Genomic DNA, 19,365 nt, shown 5'->3' with positions numbered 1-19,365 from the left:
GTAGTAAAGGCGACCGCATCGGTCAAGACCGTTGACCGCCCTGCCCGCCCGGCGTATGGCCCTCGCCGGGACGCAACCGACCATGCTTCAGCTTGAAACCATCGAATTGTTCGCGCAGGTGTGCGTGGCCATCCTTCTGGAGGCTTCGCCCTTTTTGCTGCTTGGAGCGCTGGCCTCGGGGCTCTTCGAGGTGTTCGTGCCGCGCGAGACCCTGGAGCGCATGATGCCCCGCTCCCCCCTGGCCGGGGTGCTGGCCGGGGTGGTGCTGGGCATGGTGATGCCCTGCTGCGAATGCGGCATCGTGCCGCTCATCCGCAGGCTCCTTCGCAAGGGCGTGCCCCCGGCGACGGCCATGACCTTCATGCTGGCCGGGCCGGTGATCAACCCGGTGGTGCTGGCCTCCACCTATGTGGCCTTCCAGGGCGACGCCTCGGTGGTCGGCCTGCGCTGTGCCCTGGTAGGGCTCATCGCCGCCGTGATCGGCTACTCCTTCCGCAACGCCCGCCCCGAGGATCTGCTGCTGACCAAGGCCGCGCCGGTCCGCTCCGCCTGTGGCTGCGGGGAAGACGAGCCCCTGTTCGGGTCGCTTTCCGACGCCGTGCCCCCGGACGAGGCGGAACAGCCTTCCCTCGGGTCGCGCCTGGACCACGCCCTGCGCCACGCCCAAGCCGATTTCCTGGACATGTTCAAGATCCTGGTGATCGGCGCGGTGATCGCGGCCGCGTTCAAGACCCTGGCCCCGTCCGGGCTGGTGGCGCTTCTCGAGAAGGATCTCCTGCTCTCGGTGACGGGCATGATGGCCCTGGCGGTGATCCTGTCCCTGTGCTCCCAGGCGGACGCCTTCGTGGCGGCCTCCTTCACCGGCTTTCCTTTCGCGGCCCGCCTGGCCTTTCTGGCTCTCGGGCCGATTCTCGACTTCAAACTGGTGCTCATGTGGCAGGGGGCGTTCAAGCCGGGCGTGGTGCGCAGGCTTATCCTCGTCCCGGCCGTGATCGTCTTTTCCGCCTGCATGCTGCTGGGTGCTTTCGCGAGGATAGGGTCATGAGGCTTGCAGGCAGGATTCCCGGACTGGTTGAGGCGGCGTGCCTCGTGGGATTGGCCGCATTTCTGGCCTACCTGCTGGTGGCGGGCAACTACTGGATGTACCTGAACCCCAAGTTCAGGGGGCTCTCCTGGGCGGCGGTAGCCGCGCTGGGCGGGCTCGGGGTCTATTCGGCGGCGCGTCCGCCCGTTGGGGCCACTTGGCTTCGGGCGTCGCTGTATCTTTCGGTGCTGGGCCTGTGCCTGATGAGCGAGCTCGGCCTGCAACGCTGGTTCTCGGTCTCGGGAGTCGATTCCCAAGCCGTGGAGCAGGAGCAGGCCCCCCTGCCCTCCCGGGTCACGGTCGGCGGCCAGGAGTACATCCGCCTCAACCTGGGCGAGCTTTACGACATCGCGGGCAAGGGTCCGTCCCCGCTGCTCCAGGGGAACTACGCCGTGCGCGGCTTCGTGCGCAGAAGCCCGGAGACCGACGCCAAGGGCGAATTCGTCCTCTACCGGCTGGCCCTGTATTGCTGCTTCGCGGATTCGACGGCCGTGGGATTCAGGGTGCGCCCCCCCAAGGGCGCGGCCCTGCCGGAAAACGGCTCCTGGCAGGTGGTCTACGGAGCGCTCGAGGCTTCCGGCGATCCCGATTCCGACAAGATCGCCACCATCGAGGGGTCGGCCTTCGCCTCGGTGAATCCGGACTACCGCTTCACGGCCCGGCGCATGGAATCCGAAAAGGTCCCGGGCACGGGCATGATGTACGAATGGCGCTCGGAAGAGCCCTACGCGTACTGAAGAGCCTCCGGCGGCCGGAGAGGGCAACGCCCTCTCTGGACTCTCCCGCCAAAGGGACTTCCTCCCTTTGGAATCCTGTACAGCTTCGCGTAGTTACCCGATCCTGCTCAGCAGTGCCTCGATTTCGCCCTTCTTGCGCATCCCGTCGATCCAGCCCTGGGGCAGCGCTCCCTCCCCCTTCCAGGCGCAGAGCACCATGCCCACCAGCATGTTGCGCGCGGCCGAGTCTCCCCCGGCCATGGCCGAATCCACCAGCGCCTCGGCCGGAGAATCCTGGCCCCGGGAGATGAGTTGCACCGTGGACTGGAAGGCCCCGTCCACGTGGCAGCTCTGGCCGAAGCGGGCCACGGCCTTGACCGAATCCTCGCCGGCGGCGGCCTGGGCGTCCTTGAACCAGCCGTGCAGGGGCGAGCCCGGGAAGCGGCCCTCCAGGGCCTTGGCCATGCCCTCCGTGGGCGCGACGCCGCTTAAGGCCGCATGCGCGGTGCGGGCGAAGAACTCGGCGGAGTCCATTATCTTGGCGTTGTTGTGGGTCAGCCCGGTCTGGGCGCGGCACGCCTGGACCATGGCCTCCACGTCGGAGCGCAGGGAGTGGACCAGAGGGGCTATGCGCGAGGCTCCGGCCAGTTCGTCGGACGCGGAGCCCGCGTCGGCGGGTTCCCATCCAGCTGCCAGCTGCGACAAGGTGTTCTTGGTGGCCCGGTCCGCGTAGATGGTGGAGCCGCCCGAGAACAGGGCGCGCCAGCGGGTGGAGAAGTCCGCGGGGTCGAAGACGCCCTTTTCCGCCAGGGACGCAAGCAGCACCAGGGTCTGGTCGCCGTAATGGGTGAAATCGCCGGCTTGCTTTGCGGTGTGGTGGGAGCCTGGCGGAGGGGCCTTGAGCCCGTCCAGGCGGCCCAGGGCGGCGATGCGCTCCTGGTCGTAGATCCAATGGACGCCAAGGGCCAAGCTGTCGCCCACGAAAGAGCCGAGCACCATGTAGCTGGAATTGCCGGACATGCCAAACCTCCCGGATGGACTGCCCCGTTTGTAGCCCGCCCGGGGGACCGGAGCAAGGGAAGGATGGCGTTTCGCCGCAGGGAGGGAGCGAAGCTACTTGAGCAGCCGGTCCAGGACTTCGGGGGTGAGGGGCTTGACCAGCACGTCGTCCATGCCCGCCTCCAGGCAGACCTGGCGGTCGTGGTGGCCGGAGTAGCCGGTCAGGGCCACGACGACGGTCCGGGGGAGGGTTGCGGCTTTTTCTGCGGCCCTGATCCGCGTGGCGGCCTCCAGGCCGGTCAGGCCCGGCATGTCCACGTCCAGGAGGATCAGGTCGAAGCCGCCCGGGAAGGCGGCCACGGCGGCCAGGCCGTCTTCCACCACCACGGCGTCATGCCCGGCCCGGTCGAGCAGCATGCTGGCGAGGCGGCGGTTCACGGGGTCGTCGTCGGCCACCAGAATGCGGCGGCGTGGCGTCTGGTTCATGAATGTATCCAAGGGGTTGATGGATATGCCGGAGCGGCCCCGCTGGTCCGCCCCGGCGTCGAACGCGCTGATTTCCCGGAGCCTACTGGGCGGCCGGTGCGGCGGCCTTCCGGCCTTTGCCGTGGGCGGTACGGGCGGCGATGAAGTCTTCCTTGGTCAGGTAGCCCTTGTTGTCCTTGTCCAGCTTGGCGAAGCGCGCCTCGGCCCGCTTCTGGGCGGCGGCCAGGAACTCTTCCTTGGTGATCTTGCCGTCGCCGTTGGCGTCGTGCAGGGAGAAAGCCCTGCCGCCCTTGGGCGCGGCTGCGTCGTCCTGGGCCAGGGACAGGCCGGAAGCGCCAAGGACCAGGGAGAAAGCGAAGACACAGGCGATCGTGCGTTTCATGCGGTACTCCTCGGTGAAATTTGTTCGACTATACAAGCATTGCGCGATTGTGTCCATATTTGCGATATGATCTCGCCGGGACGACGGCCACCTACAGGAGCACCTTGCGCGACTTCAGGAAAAAGTAGCCCACCACGCCGAAAGTTGCCGCCGGGGACACCCAGTGGGGGATGTGCATGCCGAAGGCGTCCAGGACCATGATCCATCCCAGCAGCAGCACCGAGTACATGGCTCCGTTCTTGAGAAAGCGATATTTTTTGATGGTTTCCACGTTGCGCACGGTGAGCTCGCGCACCACGAAGGCCCCCAGGCCGTTGCCCACCAGGATCAGGGGAACGGACAAGGTGAAGGCGAAGGCTCCGAGCACGCCGTCGATGGAGAAGGTGGCGTCGATGATCTCCAGGTAGAAGATCTTGGCCAGGTCGGACTTGTGGGAGTGCAGGAGCTCCTGCTCGCTCTGCTCGGCGTTCTGCTTGAATCCGTGGGTGATGAAGAAGGCCGTGGAGCCCACCACCGCGCCGAAGGCCATATGGGCGTTCACCTTGAGGGCGAACCACACGATGAGGGTCAGCAGGATCGAAGCGATGGCGTAGAACCAGACCCCGTGGCGCATGAGGTAGCGCTCGCCGGGCAGGCCGAAGTTCTTCTCCTCCAGGAATATCCAGTGGAAAAAGAGCAGGATCAGGAAGATGCCGCCGCCCATGAGCAGCACCGGCGCCGAGGAGTTCACGGCCTCCATGACCCTGGGATCGGAGGAGAAGGTGGCCGTGAGGGCCTCCAGGGGGCCGATGCCCGGGGTCACGCCCCAGACGATGAGCCAGGGCAGGATGCCGCGAACCGCGAACACCGCGATGATGATGCCCCAGATGAGGAACCAGCGCCGGTATTTGGGGCTCATGGATGAGAGCACCTCGGCGTTGATGATGGCGTTGTCGATGGAGCTTATGGTCTCGAACAGGCACAGGCCCGCGACGGTAAGCGAGGCGGAAAGGATGTCCATGAGCGGCGAGGTAGCCTAAAAGCCCCCGCCGGACAAGCGTCTACCCGCCCAGGACGATGTTGAGCCCGATGCCCACCAGGGTCAGCCCGCCCAGCACCTCGGCGTAGCGGCTCACGGCGGAGACGTGCCCGGCCATGCAGCCGATCTTCACCCCGGCGGCGGTGATGACGAAGCACACCACGCCGATCACCAGGGCCGGGAACCAGATGGTCTCGCCCAGCACCGAAAAGGACAGGCCCACGGCCAGGGCGTCGATGCTTGTGGCCACGGCCAGCATGATCAGCTGCAGGCCCTTGGTGGGGTCCTTGGGGTCGCAGTGCTCTCCGGCGTCATCGCCGCGTGCGCCCTCCCAGATCATCTTGCCGCCCACCAGGGACAGAAGACCGAAAGCCGCCCAGCCCGCGTAGGCCGTAACGAACGAGCGCACGGTAAGCCCCAGAACCCAGCCCGCGACGGGCATGGCCGCCTGGAAGAAGCCGAAGGCGCCGGCCATGCGCAGGGTCTGGGAGGCGCGGGCCTTGCGCAGGCAGATGCCGGTGGCCAGGGAGACGGCGAAGGCGTCCATGGCCAGGGCCACGGCTATGGCGAGAAGGGTCGCGAAAGGCATGTTAGGATGATCCTCGGAAAGCTGCGTCCCGCGCCGTCGCGCGAGGGCGACACCGTATCAATTCAGGGCGGGATGCTCAAGACGCGAAGCCGGGCGTACCCGCGCGCACCACGCCTACTCCCCGGCTGGGATGAACGCCGCGCGGGCCCCGTGTTTGCCCGTGCGCAGACGCCCACCAGGCCCCGCAAGGCATTCGCGCCCGCGACCGGCGATGCGGTGGCGGGCGCGAAACGAGGCGCGGGGTCTCCGGGGCCTTTGGGCCTAGCGGCAGGCTCCGTGCCAGGAAACCAGGCTGAAGGGGGTGTAGTTGTTGTCCGGGTCTTCGGCGTAGCGGGTGCCCAGGGGCTGGCCTTCCTCCGTGTTGCGGATGGTGTCGGGAGACCCCTTGAAATAGACGCACTCATTGTTGTTGCAGACCAGGATCTCGCCCCAGCCGGACTCGGGGGGGCCGAGCCAGGTGGACAGTTCAACGCCGCAGTGCGGACAGCAGCGGTGTTCGCTCATGATGATGACTCCTTGCGGTGCGGTATGGACCAGACGTCGTGCCCTGTGAAGTAGGCACGAAGCGGCGGGTGTCAAGCCCGGCCGCGCGGCCACGCGGGTGCATGGCGGCGCGGCCGAGAAGCCGGATTGCGTCTCTAGGGAATGATGGGGTTCAGGTTGTCGCGAACCCAGTAGAGCAGGGTGTACTTGCTGGAGAGCTTGGCCACCATGTCGTTGAGCACGGCCTTGTCCGGGTCCTGGATGCGGATGTAGACGGAGCGGTGTCCCTCGTCGGCGTGGGTGAAGGAGGTCAGCACGCTGATGATGCGGGCGTTGTACTCCTTGAGGTCGTCGATGATGGCCTTGAGGGAGCCCTCGGCGTTGGGCAGGCTGAAGGCCAGCTGCACGCCGCCCTCGGTGATGCCGGTGATGTTCACCAGCACCTTGAAGACGTCGGAGTCGGTGATGATGCCCACCACCTTGAGGTTCTCGTCCACCACGGGCAGGCCGCCGAAGTGGTTGTTCATCATGAGCACGGCGGCCTTTTCCACGGTTTCCGTGGGCTTCACCGCCAGGGGGGTCTTGGTCATGATGTCTTTGACCTTGATCTCGGAGAGCAGGTAGTACAGCTCGTGCATGTCGAGCGACGTGGCCTTGGAGGGTGAGGCCTCCTTGAGGTCGCGGTCAGAGACGATGCCCAGGAGGCGGAAGGAGTCGTCCACCACCGGAATCCTGCTGATCTTGTGTTCGCGCATGAGCTTGGAGGCCTTCATCATGGAAGTCTCCGGCCCCACGGTGATCACTTCCTTGGTCATCCAATCGCGAATGAGCATACAGTCCTCTCTTTGTTGGCGGCTTATCAGCCGTTCGGCATCATTAGCAGAACACCATGCCGAAGGGCAACCGGGAGGGGCGGCGGACGCACCGGATGACCAAGGCTGCACCCGCCTGCCCGTCCTGCATGATCCGCATGGAGGGATGGGTTTTCACGACCTCAAGGACAGCGACCCTTGGCGAAAATTTGGGAAACCCGGCATCGCCTGAAGGATATAAATTCGAAAAAGAATATATGTGGTCTCCTGCGACCTTCCCTGCCAGGAAGAGGAAGGATGCCGTAAGCCCTCCCGCGAGGCGCATTCTTTCGGGCAGCGCGATATGCCGTGAAATATTCGCAAAAGAAATTCTGTCAGCACTATATTCTTGAAAGAACAATCGTTCTCCCCATGACCACCCGAATCACGGGTACGGCCGCGATTCGCCACTCCCGTGTCCGCAGGCATTGCCGCAATAGCTCCCGTCCCGCCTGATCTTCGAGGAGCGAGGAGCTTGGGATTTTTTTCAATTTCTTCCCACATAGCGCTATATGGGGAGACACGAGACCCTTTTTGAATATCCTGCGTGGTCATCGCCCGGCCGAGCCGGGCAAATCATCCACGGAGGATTTCATGAGGACCGAGCAAGAGCTCAAGGAAAACCAGGCCAGATACTGGCGGCGCTCCAACGCCGCCTTCGGGGTGCCAGCAGGGACCCATCCCGACGACCCCAACCCGCCCGGGGCGGACAACTTCCAGCAAGCGGGAAGCGCCCAACCCAGCGAATACCTCGCCACCCAGCAGCCCATGGGGGATTTCCCCCGCTACGACGACGTGCACGCGGCACTCCTGCGCGACCCCGAGGCCGTGGCCACATTGCGCGAGCACTGGGACGACGTGTTCAGGCCCCACGACATGGGGCCGCCTCCCGCCGACCCCACTGGACAGCTGCGCTGGTACATCCTGCGTGACCTGAACGAGCACCATCACAAGCGCCACAGGATCGACTTCGAGGACGCCAAGAAGCACCGCGTGCGCGAGCGCGTGGAGACGCTTTTCGGCAAGCTGGCTCAGAGCGATCCGCTCTACAAGGGAACCATCCAGATGATGGAGCACCATCTGGAGCTTCTGTCTCCGTCGCTTAGGCGCATGGTGCGGGGGATGTTCGCCCGCTGCCCGCACGAGGCCCTGGAGTTCTACAAGGAGATGCGCGCGGGGAGGCCATCCTCCCCGCGCACAACCAAGGAGACGACACATGGCGGATGAGTACGCCGACAACCTCGCGGACAGCTATATCCGCACCAATGACGGCAAGGGCGACACGATGGGCGAGAACTTCAACGGCGGCGTGGTGGCCATGCCCCTTGCCCCGGGCGAGGTGCGTGCGCCCATTTCGGGGGAGATACGTGACACCGTAAGCAACAGACGGCTCGGAGAAGACCCGCTTTTCACGGCCATGGCGGGCGACAGCAAAGAATTCGTCGGGGGTATCCCAAAAGAACAGTGGGACAGCATGACGCCTGAGCAGCGTGATCGTCTTATCCGAGGGACTGAAGAGGATCGCAAAACTGCAGCTATCATCGGGGGTGGAGTGGGAGGTGCACTTGGGGCTGCGGCAGGTCTCCCTGCGTTTCTCGCTGGCCCAGAGATAGGGGGTATCGTTACTGGCGGCCTAGCAGGCGCTGGCGGCACCTGGGGGGGCGTACAAAGGATACGACCTCCTCGACAAGGCCACCCCTCCTCCGGCCATAAGCCGCGAAACCCTGCGTCAACAGTATGAGGACGCCAAGGGCCGCGAATAACCTAAAGAACGGCCCTTGTTGACGCAGGGGCCGTTTTTTCGTATTTTTATGCATTCAATATTTAATGTCGACGATATTAATTACGACCACCTACTCCCGAGCCAACGTATGACTCGTACACAGCATTCCGAATTCAAAAAAAGAATCAAGAAGAACTTGCCAGTTAATCCTTGGTGGATCATCCTAGCGGGTTTCATATTCGGCATGATTCAGGCTTATTTTCTGTTCAAATAGCCTAACATATTGGTGCTGTCCCAGCTAAGCCCTCAGGCTGACCAAGGGTGACTCTGTTTATATCCGAAAGAGCAGGTTCGGCGCCCAGAAAAAGGGTACGTCTCGTTGAGCACTTCGTTACCGGAGCCGTCGAGTTGTTCGGGATCATTCATACCTAAGCCGTACCGAGGCCGCCCGTCTCCGGGCGGCTTTTTTGTCTTTCCTCCGACATCGCCAGGCGGAACAATTTTCAACTTTCTTCCCATATACCGCTCTATGGGGACCCTACGGGGCAGCTGCGCTGGTACATCCTGCGTGACCTGAACGAGCACCATCACAAGCGCCACAGGATCGACTTCGAGGACGCCAAGAAGCACCGCGTGCGCGAGCGCGTGGAGACGCTTTTCGGCAAGCTGGCTCAGAGCGATCCGCTCTACAAGGGAACCATCCAGATGATGGAGCACCATCTGGAGCTTCTGTCTCCGTCGCTTAGGCGCATGGTGCGGGGGATGTTCGCCCGCTGCCCGCACGAGGCCCTAGGAGTTCTACAAGGAGATGCGCGCGGGAGCCGCGAAGGCGTCCAGGGTCTACCACGGCCGCCGCTCGGCCAGGAGCCGGTAGCCACGCCCGAAGCATGCCACGCTTCGATGGCGAAGCCCGGACAACGCGCGGGGAGGCCATCCTCCCCGCGCACAACCAAGGAGACGACACATGGCGGATGAGTACGCCGACAACCTCGCGGACAGCTATATCCGCACCAATGACGGCAAGGGCGACACGATGGGCGAGAACTTCAACGGCGGCGTGGTGGCCATGCCCCTTACCCCGGGCGAGGTGCGTGCGCCCATTTCGGGGGAGATACGTGACACCGTAAGCAACAGACGGCTCGGAGAAGACCCGCTTTTCACGGCCATGGCGGGCGACAGCAAAGAATTCGTCGGGGGTATCCCAAAAGAACAGTGGGACAGCATGACGCCTGAGCAGCGTGATCGTCTTGTCCGAGGGACCGAAGATGACCGTAAACGAATGGGAGAATATGGGGCTGCCATTGGCGGTGGCATTGGCGCCTTAGCCAGCCTGCCAGCTTATGGCGCAAGCCCCGTCGCTGGCGGGTTGGCCACCGGTGTCCTTGGCGGTTATGGAGCTGCCAGAGGATACAATAAAGGCTACGACATGTTCGACAAGGCCAGTCCTCCACCGACCATAAGCCGCGAAACCTTGCGTCAACAGTATGAGGACGCCAAGGGCCGCGAATAGCCTACGAAAGGCCCCTGTTGACCCAGGGGCCTTTCCATTCTAAATTTATTAGAGTAATTTTCTAGAGATCTAGCCAAGCTTACCACTATTATTCATCACAATAGCCGGGAACCGAATATGTTTGAGTCCAAAAAGGCTGACAAAAAGGAGGCTAGGGCAAGACGGAAGCCTTCACCTATAGAATTGCTCATCATTGGTGTAATAATAGGGATCATTTACGGGATAATAAGACGTTACGGCAACTAACCCTGTCCCGCCTGAAAGCCGCCCGTCGCCGGGTGGCCTTACGATTTTTCCGGTTTGCGCGAACACCGGGACGACGAGTTCAAGCCCACGACAGGGCCCGCCTAACCTCCTGATCCCTCTCGCCCGCAACTTGACCTCCCCGCCCCTTGCCGCCAAGCCCCGGCGACGCTACAATAGGCCAAAGATTCCACCATACCAGGACATTCCATGCCCAAACCCTCGCCTCTGGCTCCCGAACAGCTGCGGGCCGTGTGCCCGCCCGACTCCATCCCCTTTGCCGACAGCCGCGAGATTCCGGCGGGCGAGGCCTTCACCGCCGCCTTCCAACCCCGGGCCATCTCGGCCCTGGAGCTCGCCATCTCGCTCACCGGGCGCGAATACAACGTCTACTTGGCGGGCGACGCGTACCTCGGGCGCACCTACTTCCTCAAAAGCTTCCTCACGCCCGTGGCCGCCAAGGCCCCCACTCCGCCGGACATCGTGTTCGTGCACAATTTCGACGACGAGGACCGCCCCCGGGCGCTCACCCTGCCCGCCGGGCAGGGACGCCGCCTCAAGGCCGAGCTCTGCAAGGCCGTGGCCGCCATCCGCGAGGAGATCCCCACCCGCTTCGAGCAGGAGGCCCATCTCTCCAAGCGCCAGGGACTGGCCCGCGCCTTCCAGTCCGCCCGTGAGGACCTGTTCGCCGCCATGGAGGAGCGCGCCCAGGAGCAAGGCTTCAACCTGGACGTGGACGAACAGGGCGGCATGACCCTCTACCCCCTCATCGAGGGCAAGGTGGTCAGCGACGAGGAATACGAGCGCATGGACCCGGACACGCGCAAGATCCTCAAGGCCCAGGGCGACGAGGTCATGAACGACATGGGCGGTTACCTGCGAAAGCTCTCAAGCGAGGACCGCGCATACCGCGAGCGCGACAAGAAGCTCGACCAGGAGACCAGCGCCGAGGTGGCCGACTTCCACCTGGCCCCGCTCCTGCGCGAGTTCGAGGAGCACGCCGACGCCAACGCCTTCCTGCGCGCCGTGCGCCAGGACGTCATCGAGGAGTACGAGGGCTTCCTGGCCAAGGAGGCCCCGGCCGCGCCCCAGGGCCACCCCGGCGACCAGGGCACCACGGCCGAGGGGCTCATCGCCCGCTACGAGGTCAACCTCTTCGTGGACAACTCCCGCACCGCGGGCGCGCCCGTGGTCATCGAGGACCACCCCAACCACCACAACCTCCTGGGCTGCGTGGAGCGCGAGTCCGACTACGGCGCGCTCTACACCGACCACACCCTCATCAAGGCCGGGTCCATCCACAAGGCCCTGGGCGGATTCCTGGTGCTGCGCATCGACGACCTGGCCCACGGCGGCCAGGCCTGGGAGGGCCTCTTGCGCGCCTTGCGCTCCGGGCTGTGCCGCATCGAGGACCCCACCGAAGGCGACCAGGTGCGCACCCGCACCATCGAGCCCCAGGCCCTGCCGCTCACGGCCAAGGTCATCCTGGTGGGCTCGGATGAAGCCTATGAGATGCTCCTGTACGGGGACGAACGCTTCCAGAAGCTCTTTAAGTTGAAGGCCCACCTGCAGGACCACATCCCCCGTACCAGAGAGAACGAAGCGCGCCTCCTGCCGCTTCTTGGCCGGGTCATCGCCGAGGCGCAGCTCAAGCCCTTTTCCCGCGAGGCCCTGGCCGGGCTCATCGAGCAGGCCTCGGCCCTGTGCGACGACCAGGAGCGCCTGACGCTTCGCCTGCCGCTCCTGCGCGAGCTCATGTGCGAGGCCTCGGCCCTGGCGGGCATCCGGGGCAAGTCCGTCGTGGACGCGGACGTGCTGCGCCAGGCCCGCGACGCCCGGTTCTTCAGGGCCAACCTCCTGGAAGAGGAGTTCATCGCCGAGTACGACCGGGAGATCATCAAGGTCTCCACCTCGGGCTCCGCCATGGGCCGTGCCAACGGCCTGTCCGTGCGCATGTACGGCGACTTCGCCTTCGGCCTGCCCCACCAGATCGCCTGCACCGTGGGCGTGGGCCACGGCGGCATCCTGGACCTGGAGCGCGAGGCCGAGCTCGGCGGCCCCATCCACACCAAGGGCATGATGATCCTCAAAAGTTACCTGGTGAGCCAGTTCGCCCAGGACAAGCCCGTGGTGCTCACCGGCAGCCTGTGCTTCGAGCAGAGCTACGCCGAGGTGGAGGGCGACTCGGCCTCGGGCGCGGAACTTGCGGCGCTTCTCTCGGCCCTGTCGGGCGCGCCCATCGACCTGTCCTACGCCTTCACCGGCGCCGTGAGCTCGAGCGGAGCCATCATGGCCGTGGGCGGGGTGAACCAGAAGATCGAGGGCTTCTACGAGGTGTGCAAGCGCCGGGGCCTGACCGGAAAGCAGGGGGTGATGATCCCCAAGGACAACGTGGTCAGCCTCATGCTGAAGGAAGAGGTGGTCCAGGCCGTGAAGGACGGCCAGTTCAACATCTACCCCCTCACCTCCATCGAGGAGGCCATCGAGATACTGACCGGCCTGCCCGCAGGCAGCCGCGGCCCGGACGGCAAATTCCCCGAGGGGACGCTGTTTAGGCTGGTGGACGACCGGCTCGCGGCCATGGCGGCCATGGCCGCCAAGTGGGGCGGACGCAACATCACCCTGGAACCGTAAGGCGCTCCCCGAGGACCCGTATGTCCAAAGCCTGGATCACCGAAAAGCTGCCCGAGTTCGTGCGCGACATGCTGCGCGACTTCTGCCTTGCCGCAGACATCCTGGAGAGCCAGTTCACTGTGTTCGATCAGACCAGCCAGGTCTCCTTCGAGGTGCTGCACGACCTGCTCGGCGAGGAGATGAACAAGGGCCTGCTCTGGCGCCTCAAGGACACCGCCCACCACCTCTTCCGCAACGACGGCCGCCAGGGCCTTTCCGGACAGATGCTGGACTGGTGCATCGGCTACATCTTCCACGAGACCATGAAGATCAAGGAAGACGCCTACCAGCAGCAGAACTATGGCCCCTGGTTCCGCGAGCTCTTGGACCGCGAGTTGCCGGAGGCCGAAACCGTGGTCTCCAAGGAGCTCTTCCAGATCGTGCTCCAGACCAACGAGTCGCTGCGGCGCGAGGCGGCCCGCGTGCGCTTCTTCTTCGAGAAGTGCCGCAGGCTCCTCATGGTCTACCTCTCGGACCAGGGCGAGAACCCGCTGCTGGGGCGCTTCCTCTTCGAACAGAACCCCCTGGTGCGCAAGATATTCGGCCAGGACTACGACGCGCTCATCGCGGCCATCTACGGCGACGCCCCCGAGATGATGTACGTCATGGCTTCCCAGAGCCTGAGGCAGGGCGGCTGGATGACCCACGCCGCCGAGGCCGTAGGCAAGGCGTGCGAACTGGGGCCCGTCAACCAGCGCGTATTGCGGGAAAGGCAAATCGTTGATACCTGGGCTGAGAGAATCAAGACCTGATCCCGCTCGCAAGCCCGCCCGGCCCCGCATCGCGCCAAGGAGGATATTCCCGCATGACCCTTATGCATTTGAACCGCACCACGCCCCGCCTGCGCCTGGAGAACAGGGCCAAGCCGGAGCTGTACCGGGAGCTTTTCCCCTATACCAAGATCAGCCGCGTTCCCTTCGACGACACCATCGTCATGCCCAGGCCCGCCGAGCGGATGTTCATCACCGACACCACGTTCCGTGACGGACAACAGGCCCGCCCCCCCTACACCGTCAAGCAGATCGCCAAGATATACAAGCTCTTGCACAAGCTGGGCGGCCGCTCCGGGCTCATCCGGGCCAGCGAGTTCTTCCTGTATTCCGAAAAGGACCGCCGCGCCGTGGAGGCCTGCCAGAACCTGGACGTCAAGTTCCCCGAGATCACCGGCTGGATCAGGGCCAACAAGAACGACCTCAAGCTGGTCAAGGCCATGGGCCTCAAGGAAACCGGCATGCTCACCTCGGTGTCGGACTACCACATCCACCTGAAGCTGGGTAAGGACCGCAAGGCCGCCATGGCCGACTACCTGGAAGTGGTGGACCAGGCCCTGGAGTGGGGCATCGTTCCCCGCTGCCACTTCGAGGACCTGACCCGCGCCGACATCTACGGTTTCTGCCTGCCCTTCGCCCAGGCCCTCATGGAGCGCTCCAAGGAAGCGGGCATGCCCGTGAAGATCCGCCTGTGCGACACCATGGGCTACGGCGTGCCCTACGCCGGAGCCGCCCTGCCGCGCAGCGTGGCCAAGCTGGTGCGCGCCTTCACCGACGAAGCCTGCGTGCCCGGGGAGTGGCTGGAGTGGCACGGCCACAACGACTTCCACAAGGTGCTGGTCAACGCGGGCACGGCTTGGCTGTCGGGCTGTTCCGGAGCCAACTGCACCCTGCTGGGCTTCGGCGAACGCACCGGCAACGCCCCCCTGGAAGCCATGGTGGTGGAGTACATCTCCCTCACCGGCGAGGACGACGCCGCCGACACCCCGGTAATCTCCGAGATCGTGCGCTACTTCGAAGAGGAGCTGGGCTATGTGGTCCCGCACAACTATCCCTTCGCGGGCCGCGACTTCAACGCCACCTCGGCAGGCATCCATGTGGACGGCCTGGCCAAGAACGAAGAAATCTACAACATCTTCGACACCAGGAAGATCCTGGGCCGCCCCGTGCCCATCATCATCACGGACAAGTCCGGCAAAGCGGGCGTGAGCTACTGGATCAACACCTCCCTGTGCCTGGAGGACGACGCCCAGGTGGACAAGCGCCACCCGGCCGTGGACAAGATCTACAACCGGATCATGGAGGCCTACGAGGCCGGGCGCAACACCTCCTTCTCCAACGAGGAGATGAAGGCCCTGGTGAAGCGCTACATGCCGGAACTCTTCGCCTCGGAGTTCGACCACCTGAAGAAGCTGGCCCACACCCTTTCGGCCCAGCTCATCGTCAAGCTCTCCGAGGAGCTGTGCATCCGCCAGCTCATCACCGAGGACGCGGCCTTCTGCATGCAGAAGTTCCTTTCCGACTACCCCTTCATCCAGTTCATGTACCTGACCGACACCGAGGGCAAGCTGGTGGCCCGCGAGGTGGCCAACCCGGCCGACAAGCCCAAGTTCGCCTCCATGACCGTAGGCAAGGACCAGTCCGACCGCGAATGGTTCCAGCGGCCCATGCAGAACGGCAAGCTGCACATCACCGACTTCTACACCTCCGCGTTCACCGGCAAGCTCTGCCTCACGGTGTCCCTGCCCGTGGCCAACGAGCGCGACGAGATTACCGGCGTGCTGGGCGCGGACATCCGCTTCGAGGAACTGCTCAAGCGCCAGGGCGACCTGGAGAATGCGCACGCTCTGGACGAAATGGACTGAGAAACCCTTCGCCTGGCCGCTGACCCTCATGGGGGTGATCCTGGCGGCCTCGGCGGTGGGGTTCGTCTCGTGCGAATCCGGCACCCAGCAGGAGCCGGTGGGTTTGTTCGAAGGCCTGTGGTGGGCCATGGTCACGCTGTTCACCGTGGGCTACGGGGACTTCGTCCCCAGGACCACGGCCGGGCGGCTGCTGGGCATGGGCGTCATGGTTTCGGGCATCGGGCTCGTGTCCACCATCACGGGCTCGTTCGCCTCGACCATGGTGGAGAGACGGGCCCAGAAAAGACGGGGGCTTCTGCCGGTGAGCGCCGAAGGACATATCCTCATCATGGGCTGGAACGGGCACGGAGCGCTGCTCCTGGAGCGGCTGCGCCGCATGCCGGAGTTCGCCCGCTCCCCGGTGGTGCTGGCCGCCGACATGGAACCCGCCCGCTTCGAGGAGCTCTCCGAGACACTGGGCCTGGGCTCCGATCTGTCCTTCGTGCGCGGCGACACCACCCAGAAGGCCGTGCTTGAGCGGACCAACCCCGCCAAGGCGAAACTGGCCTACATCCTGCCCCGCGAGGACGTCCCCCCAGAGGAATCCGACAACGAAAGCGTGCTTACGGCCCTGACGCTACGCTCACTGGCCCCCAGAGTGACGCTCTACGCCGAGGCCATGCGCGACGTGAGCCGCGAGCACCTGACCCGCGCGGGCGTCACCAAGGCCTTGGCGCGCGAGGAGCTCACCGGCAGGGCCATGGCCTTTCTGGCCGCGCACCCGGTGATGCACGAGGTGTTGGGCGCCCTGCTCGCCGGAGGCGCGGCCGGCTCGCTGCGCTACCGGGCCCTCACTCCGGAGGAAAAATCCCGGCGCTGGCCCGAGATCGTCAAGGCGAACCTGGAGCAGTCCGGCCAGCTTCCCCTGGCCGCCTGCCGCCTGCCCCGGGAACTCAAGCTCTCCGACGTGCTGGACGCCTCCCAGGCCCTGGATTCCTACATCATGGAGCTCTTCCAGGCCGCGGGCAAGGACGCCCCCCTGGGCAGCCGGGGACCCAAGGTGGTGCTCAATCCCGGCCCTGACGCGGACCTCTCCGCCTTCGACGGGCTCATATCCCTGGAGCGCGGCCAGTGAGTTCCTCAAGCGCCCTGCGCCTGGAATCCATCAAGCTCTTCGCGGGGCTTGGAGCGGACGAACTCGCCCAGGTGGAGCCCATCTTTTCCGAGCGCGCCGTCCCGGCACGCACCCGGGTGATCGTGGAAGGCGAGACCGGCGACGAAATGTTCGTGCTGGTGTCGGGCAAGGTGCGCATCGTCAAATCAATGATTTTGCCCGAGGTTGACATCGCCGCCCTGGCCGGAAAAGACCCGAGCAAGGTGCTGGCCACGCTCACGGGCGACTCCCGCCCCTTTTTCGGCGAGATGGGCCTGGTCTCGGACAGCCCCCGCTCGGCCACGGTTGAGACCCTCGAGCCCTCGCGTTTCCTGGTTACGGACCGGGAACGCTTCTACGGGCTGGTCTCGCGCGAGCCCGAGCTCGGTTGCAAGCTCCTGTCCGCGCTGTGCGGGCGCATGGCGGAGATGGTGCGATCCTCCAACGCCGAGGTCATGAAGCTGACCACCGCCCTGGCGCTTCTGCTCTCGGGAAGGAGCTGATCCCGTGACCCGGCCCAAGGACCCTACTCTCACCCACGAGCTTCTGGCCAAAGCCCTGGGCGTCACCGTGACCACGGTGAAGAGCTACCGGCGCAAGTTCCCCGAGTTCTGGCGCCCCGAGGGCGTGAGCAAGCCCCTGCGCTTCCCGCCCGAGTCGCTCGACCTCTGCAGGCGCATCCACCAGCATTTCAAGCGCGGGCTTTCCGTGGAGGAAACCCGCAAGCGCCTGGGCGATGAATTTCGCGCTGTCGCCCCGCAACCTGCGGGCGCCCCAACCGGCCAGACCGGCCAAACCGGGCAGGCAGCCTCGCAGGCGCCCGCCCCCGACGCTCTGGCCCGGATGGAAAACCTGCTGGAAGGGCTCTTCACCCTCCAGAACCGGACCCACTCGCTCATGGCGGAACTGGTGGCCAAGCTGGACACCCTGGCCGACCGCCTGGACGGCGCGCCACACTCCGAAACCTCCGCTGTTCCAGCTTCCAGACCTCCCGCAGACCGCGCAGCCCCGCAGCCCTTGCGCGCCACGCCCGACCGAGCCGCCCCCCCGGCCGCCCCTTCCGCCAAGAACGCTCCCGAAACCGGAATCCGCCCGCCCCAGGCGTTGCTGGACATGCCCGTGGTGGTGCGCTCCGACACGGGTGAATTCCTTGGCGTGACGCTCAAGTCCGGCGGCCCCGTCACCCTGGCCCGCTTCGAGACCTTCCTCGCGGACAGGGCCCGCGGCATGGGCCAGGTCCGCTCCCAGTGGCTGCGCCAGGGGCAGGAGTGGACGCTGCGCATCGAGCACAACTCCCAGACGAGCGACCACCATTTTGTCCAGGCCGTCACCCCCAGGGGCAACACCGTGGCCCGCTTCGCCTCCCTGTCCGTAGGCGGAAAGCCAGCCACCGAGCACGTGCTCCAGGCTTTCCTGCGCCAGGTGAAGGAAACCCTCGACGCATGATCCTTTCCGCTTCCGATTCCACTCTGGAGGCGCGCAAGCGCCAGGCCGAGGACCTTTTGTCCGGGATCGCCGCCGGTCTCGAATCCCTGCGCAGGATGCTCGAGCGCTGGTCCGCCGAGGACGCGGCATCGGCCGTGACGGCCCGCGACGCCCTCACGGGAACGCTGCGTGAACTGCGGTCGCTCACCGGGTGGGAAATGAGGCTTGAATCGGACAACCGGGCCTGGACGGACCGCGAAGCGCTGCAGGACTTTCGCCGGTCAGCGTTGGCCGACCTGGAGCGCCTCCAGGCGTATTACGCCCGGTTGTGCGCCGGCCCGTGGCGGACCGCCGCTGACGCGGCCCGGGACCGGACCGTTCGAGCGTCGGTGCGGCGCTTCGCTTCGGTGCTGGGCCTGTGCGCCTTGCTCCTGGCCGTGTGGTGGGGCTGGCAATGGTCGCGCCAGCAGGCGGCCCGGGCCGAGATGGACGCCGCGCGCCGGGACAGGGCCGCCCAGGCGGTGTCGCTCATCGCTTCGGCCGCCCGACAAGCCCAGGCGGTGCAAAGCAAGCCCCTGGCACTACTGGCCCCGGACATGTCCGGAGACTGCTCCGGCATCGACATCCGCGCCATCCTGCCCAACCATCCGTGCCGCCAGGCATGGGACAAGAGCTCCCAGGCCGTCTTCCGGGCCGCCGTTCCGGCACCGGGCAAGCCCGTCGATGCCCCCAGCGAGGTGTTCACCGACCCCTGGGGCGCGCCCTACGTCTTCGTGGTCCCATCCCAGGCCACGCCGCGGGTGGTCTCGCCAGGCCCGGACGGAAAGCTCGGCACCCCTGACGACATCACGGCGGACATCCCCTACTGACCATGGCGCCCGGGCGCCGACGCCGGACGCGAGCGGCAGTAGTCCGCCGCGTCGATCACGGCCTTGATGGTGGCTTCCCCGGCCACGCCCCTGGCTATCTCCGCAAGGATATCCTCGTTCTGGAGCGGGGCCGACCTGTCCCAATCCATCGACGTGAGCAGAAGTTCCATCCGGGTGCGCACGCCCTGGGGCGCGTCCTTGGTGAATGCGTATTCCAGAACGTAACACAAATTGATCTTCGCCTTGTCCAGCACGGCGCGGTCCCGGCCGGAAAAGATCCGCCCGCCTCCGGCCTTGCCCACCAGGGAGTCCAGGTTGAAGATGCCCGTGACCCGGGCCATGGATTCGCCGTTGCGGCCCGGATAGGTCGACCAGCCCACGCGGGAGAAATGCGGATAGGAACCGAGCACCTGTTCGAGAGTCCGGGAAGGGTCGGGGACCACGCGCACGGCCTTGAGCCGGTCCACGGGGTCGGGGCCGCAGGCGGCGAGGGCCAGGCACAAGGCCAGCACGGCCAAGAACGGAAACCGCGATCCCGGCACGAAGC

Annotated in this window: 21 protein-coding genes; 13 read left to right on the top strand and 8 right to left on the bottom strand. The window is 65.4% G+C overall.

What is annotated here, in order from left to right:
• Nucleotides 1-82 precede the first annotated feature (82 nt).
• A complete protein-coding gene (locus tag ML540_RS13535; protein WP_243362002.1) occupies nucleotides 83-1,045 on the top strand; it encodes a permease in 963 nt (320 codons plus the stop codon).
• A complete protein-coding gene (locus ML540_RS13530) occupies nucleotides 1,042-1,821 on the top strand; it encodes a TIGR03943 family putative permease subunit (protein ID WP_243361999.1) in 780 nt (259 codons plus the stop codon). Before ML540_RS13535 ends, ML540_RS13530 begins: the two co-directional genes overlap by 4 nt.
• A 93-nt stretch (nucleotides 1,822-1,914) precedes the next feature.
• Here the strand turns inward: ML540_RS13530 and ML540_RS13525 are convergent, their stop codons facing one another.
• The 7 genes from ML540_RS13525 to ML540_RS13495 all read right to left on the bottom strand — a co-directional run bounded on the left by ML540_RS13525 (nucleotide 1,915) and on the right by ML540_RS13495 (nucleotide 6,590).
• Nucleotides 1,915-2,820, bottom strand: a complete 906-nt coding sequence (locus ML540_RS13525) for an ADP-ribosylglycohydrolase family protein (protein WP_243361997.1) — start codon at nucleotides 2,818-2,820, stop codon at nucleotides 1,915-1,917.
• 93 nt (nucleotides 2,821-2,913) lie between these two features.
• Nucleotides 2,914-3,285 (bottom strand): response regulator, encoded by a 372-nt coding sequence (locus ML540_RS13520; RefSeq protein ID WP_243361995.1) that lies wholly within the window; start codon nucleotides 3,283-3,285, stop codon nucleotides 2,914-2,916.
• A gap of 82 nt (nucleotides 3,286-3,367) precedes the next feature.
• Entirely contained in the window at nucleotides 3,368-3,667 is a 300-nt protein-coding gene (locus ML540_RS13515) for an EF-hand domain-containing protein (RefSeq protein WP_243361993.1), read from the bottom strand.
• Nucleotides 3,668-3,758: 91 nt separating this feature from the next.
• Nucleotides 3,759-4,667 (bottom strand): DUF475 domain-containing protein, encoded by a 909-nt coding sequence (locus tag ML540_RS13510; RefSeq protein ID WP_243361991.1) that lies wholly within the window; start codon nucleotides 4,665-4,667, stop codon nucleotides 3,759-3,761.
• 40 nt (nucleotides 4,668-4,707) lie between these two features.
• The gene (locus ML540_RS13505; protein WP_243361988.1) at nucleotides 4,708-5,274 is read right to left on the bottom strand and encodes a manganese efflux pump MntP; all 567 of its coding nucleotides are present in this window, start codon (nucleotides 5,272-5,274) and stop codon (nucleotides 4,708-4,710) included.
• Nucleotides 5,275-5,535: 261 nt separating this feature from the next.
• On the bottom strand, nucleotides 5,536-5,778 hold the full coding sequence (locus ML540_RS13500; protein WP_243361986.1) for a hypothetical protein: 243 nt from the start codon (nucleotides 5,776-5,778) through the stop codon (nucleotides 5,536-5,538).
• A 134-nt stretch (nucleotides 5,779-5,912) separates the two neighbouring features.
• Complete coding sequence (locus tag ML540_RS13495) at nucleotides 5,913-6,590, bottom strand: CBS and ACT domain-containing protein (RefSeq protein WP_243361984.1); 678 nt, start codon at nucleotides 6,588-6,590, stop codon at nucleotides 5,913-5,915.
• A 612-nt stretch (nucleotides 6,591-7,202) separates the two neighbouring features.
• Here ML540_RS13495 and ML540_RS13490 point away from each other — a divergent pair.
• The 11 genes from ML540_RS13490 (at nucleotide 7,203) to ML540_RS13440 (ending at nucleotide 18,818) form a co-directional block, all read left to right on the top strand.
• The gene (locus tag ML540_RS13490) at nucleotides 7,203-7,835 is read left to right on the top strand and encodes a hypothetical protein (protein WP_243361982.1); all 633 of its coding nucleotides are present in this window, start codon (nucleotides 7,203-7,205) and stop codon (nucleotides 7,833-7,835) included.
• Nucleotides 7,825-8,349 (top strand): hypothetical protein, encoded by a 525-nt coding sequence (locus ML540_RS13485; RefSeq protein ID WP_243361980.1) that lies wholly within the window; start codon nucleotides 7,825-7,827, stop codon nucleotides 8,347-8,349. The genes ML540_RS13490 and ML540_RS13485 overlap by 11 nt, the downstream gene beginning before the upstream one ends.
• A 615-nt stretch (nucleotides 8,350-8,964) precedes the next feature.
• Complete coding sequence (locus tag ML540_RS13480) at nucleotides 8,965-9,306, top strand: hypothetical protein (RefSeq protein WP_243361979.1); 342 nt, start codon at nucleotides 8,965-8,967, stop codon at nucleotides 9,304-9,306.
• Complete coding sequence (locus ML540_RS13475) at nucleotides 9,296-9,841, top strand: hypothetical protein (RefSeq protein WP_243361977.1); 546 nt, start codon at nucleotides 9,296-9,298, stop codon at nucleotides 9,839-9,841. Before ML540_RS13480 ends, ML540_RS13475 begins: the two co-directional genes overlap by 11 nt.
• Before the next feature lie 453 nt (nucleotides 9,842-10,294).
• Entirely contained in the window at nucleotides 10,295-12,718 is a 2,424-nt protein-coding gene (locus ML540_RS13470) for a Lon protease family protein (protein WP_243361975.1), read from the top strand.
• A 20-nt stretch (nucleotides 12,719-12,738) separates the two neighbouring features.
• Entirely contained in the window at nucleotides 12,739-13,509 is a 771-nt protein-coding gene (locus ML540_RS13465) for a hypothetical protein (protein WP_243361973.1), read from the top strand.
• A 53-nt stretch (nucleotides 13,510-13,562) separates the two neighbouring features.
• A complete protein-coding gene (locus ML540_RS13460; RefSeq protein ID WP_243361971.1) occupies nucleotides 13,563-15,392 on the top strand; it encodes a triose-phosphate isomerase in 1,830 nt (609 codons plus the stop codon).
• Complete coding sequence (locus tag ML540_RS13455) at nucleotides 15,364-16,506, top strand: potassium channel family protein (protein WP_243361969.1); 1,143 nt, start codon at nucleotides 15,364-15,366, stop codon at nucleotides 16,504-16,506. Before ML540_RS13460 ends, ML540_RS13455 begins: the two co-directional genes overlap by 29 nt.
• On the top strand, nucleotides 16,503-17,027 hold the full coding sequence (locus ML540_RS13450) for a Crp/Fnr family transcriptional regulator (protein WP_243361967.1): 525 nt from the start codon (nucleotides 16,503-16,505) through the stop codon (nucleotides 17,025-17,027). Before ML540_RS13455 ends, ML540_RS13450 begins: the two co-directional genes overlap by 4 nt.
• 4 nt (nucleotides 17,028-17,031) lie before the next feature.
• Complete coding sequence (locus tag ML540_RS13445; RefSeq protein ID WP_243361965.1) at nucleotides 17,032-17,970, top strand: hypothetical protein; 939 nt, start codon at nucleotides 17,032-17,034, stop codon at nucleotides 17,968-17,970.
• Entirely contained in the window at nucleotides 17,967-18,818 is an 852-nt protein-coding gene (locus ML540_RS13440) for a type II secretion system protein GspG (protein ID WP_243361963.1), read from the top strand. The genes ML540_RS13445 and ML540_RS13440 overlap by 4 nt, the downstream gene beginning before the upstream one ends.
• Here ML540_RS13440 and ML540_RS13435 read toward each other — a convergent pair.
• Nucleotides 18,812-19,360 carry a hypothetical protein gene (locus tag ML540_RS13435; RefSeq protein WP_243361961.1) on the bottom strand — a complete coding sequence of 183 codons (549 nt, stop codon included), beginning with the start codon at nucleotides 19,358-19,360 and terminating at the stop codon, nucleotides 18,812-18,814. The two genes, ML540_RS13440 and ML540_RS13435, sit on opposite strands and share 7 nt — an antisense overlap.
• Between the last annotated feature and the right edge of the window lie 5 nt (nucleotides 19,361-19,365).

The sequence above is a fragment of the Fundidesulfovibrio terrae genome, from assembly GCF_022808915.1.
In the GTDB taxonomy this organism is placed as follows: domain Bacteria; phylum Desulfobacterota; class Desulfovibrionia; order Desulfovibrionales; family Desulfovibrionaceae; genus Fundidesulfovibrio; species Fundidesulfovibrio terrae.
Note: the sequence above shows the minus strand (reverse complement) of the source record. Positions and strands in the feature narration are given on the sequence as shown.

What these genes read in the sequence shown, in the direction of transcription:
- ML540_RS13495 (WP_243361984.1), bottom strand. Translation starts at nt 6,590, where the DNA reads ATGCTCATTCGCGATTGGATGACCAAGGAAGTGATCACCGTGGGGCCG.
- ML540_RS13485 (WP_243361980.1), top strand. Translation starts at nt 7,825, where the DNA reads ATGGCGGATGAGTACGCCGACAACCTCGCGGACAGCTATATCCGCACC.
- ML540_RS13465 (WP_243361973.1), top strand. Translation starts at nt 12,739, where the DNA reads ATGTCCAAAGCCTGGATCACCGAAAAGCTGCCCGAGTTCGTGCGCGAC.
- ML540_RS13505 (WP_243361988.1), bottom strand. Translation starts at nt 5,274, where the DNA reads ATGCCTTTCGCGACCCTTCTCGCCATAGCCGTGGCCCTGGCCATGGAC.
- ML540_RS13510 (WP_243361991.1), bottom strand. Translation starts at nt 4,667, where the DNA reads ATGGACATCCTTTCCGCCTCGCTTACCGTCGCGGGCCTGTGCCTGTTC.
- ML540_RS13475 (WP_243361977.1), top strand. Translation starts at nt 9,296, where the DNA reads ATGGCGGATGAGTACGCCGACAACCTCGCGGACAGCTATATCCGCACC.
- ML540_RS13520 (WP_243361995.1), bottom strand. Translation starts at nt 3,285, where the DNA reads ATGAACCAGACGCCACGCCGCCGCATTCTGGTGGCCGACGACGACCCC.
- ML540_RS13535 (WP_243362002.1), top strand. Translation starts at nt 83, where the DNA reads ATGCTTCAGCTTGAAACCATCGAATTGTTCGCGCAGGTGTGCGTGGCC.
- ML540_RS13460 (WP_243361971.1), top strand. Translation starts at nt 13,563, where the DNA reads ATGACCCTTATGCATTTGAACCGCACCACGCCCCGCCTGCGCCTGGAG.
- ML540_RS13490 (WP_243361982.1), top strand. Translation starts at nt 7,203, where the DNA reads ATGAGGACCGAGCAAGAGCTCAAGGAAAACCAGGCCAGATACTGGCGG.
- ML540_RS13455 (WP_243361969.1), top strand. Translation starts at nt 15,364, where the DNA reads ATGCGCACGCTCTGGACGAAATGGACTGAGAAACCCTTCGCCTGGCCG.
- ML540_RS13470 (WP_243361975.1), top strand. Translation starts at nt 10,295, where the DNA reads ATGCCCAAACCCTCGCCTCTGGCTCCCGAACAGCTGCGGGCCGTGTGC.
- ML540_RS13500 (WP_243361986.1), bottom strand. Translation starts at nt 5,778, where the DNA reads ATGAGCGAACACCGCTGCTGTCCGCACTGCGGCGTTGAACTGTCCACC.
- ML540_RS13525 (WP_243361997.1), bottom strand. Translation starts at nt 2,820, where the DNA reads ATGTCCGGCAATTCCAGCTACATGGTGCTCGGCTCTTTCGTGGGCGAC.
- ML540_RS13515 (WP_243361993.1), bottom strand. Translation starts at nt 3,667, where the DNA reads ATGAAACGCACGATCGCCTGTGTCTTCGCTTTCTCCCTGGTCCTTGGC.
- ML540_RS13440 (WP_243361963.1), top strand. Translation starts at nt 17,967, where the DNA reads ATGATCCTTTCCGCTTCCGATTCCACTCTGGAGGCGCGCAAGCGCCAG.
- ML540_RS13530 (WP_243361999.1), top strand. Translation starts at nt 1,042, where the DNA reads ATGAGGCTTGCAGGCAGGATTCCCGGACTGGTTGAGGCGGCGTGCCTC.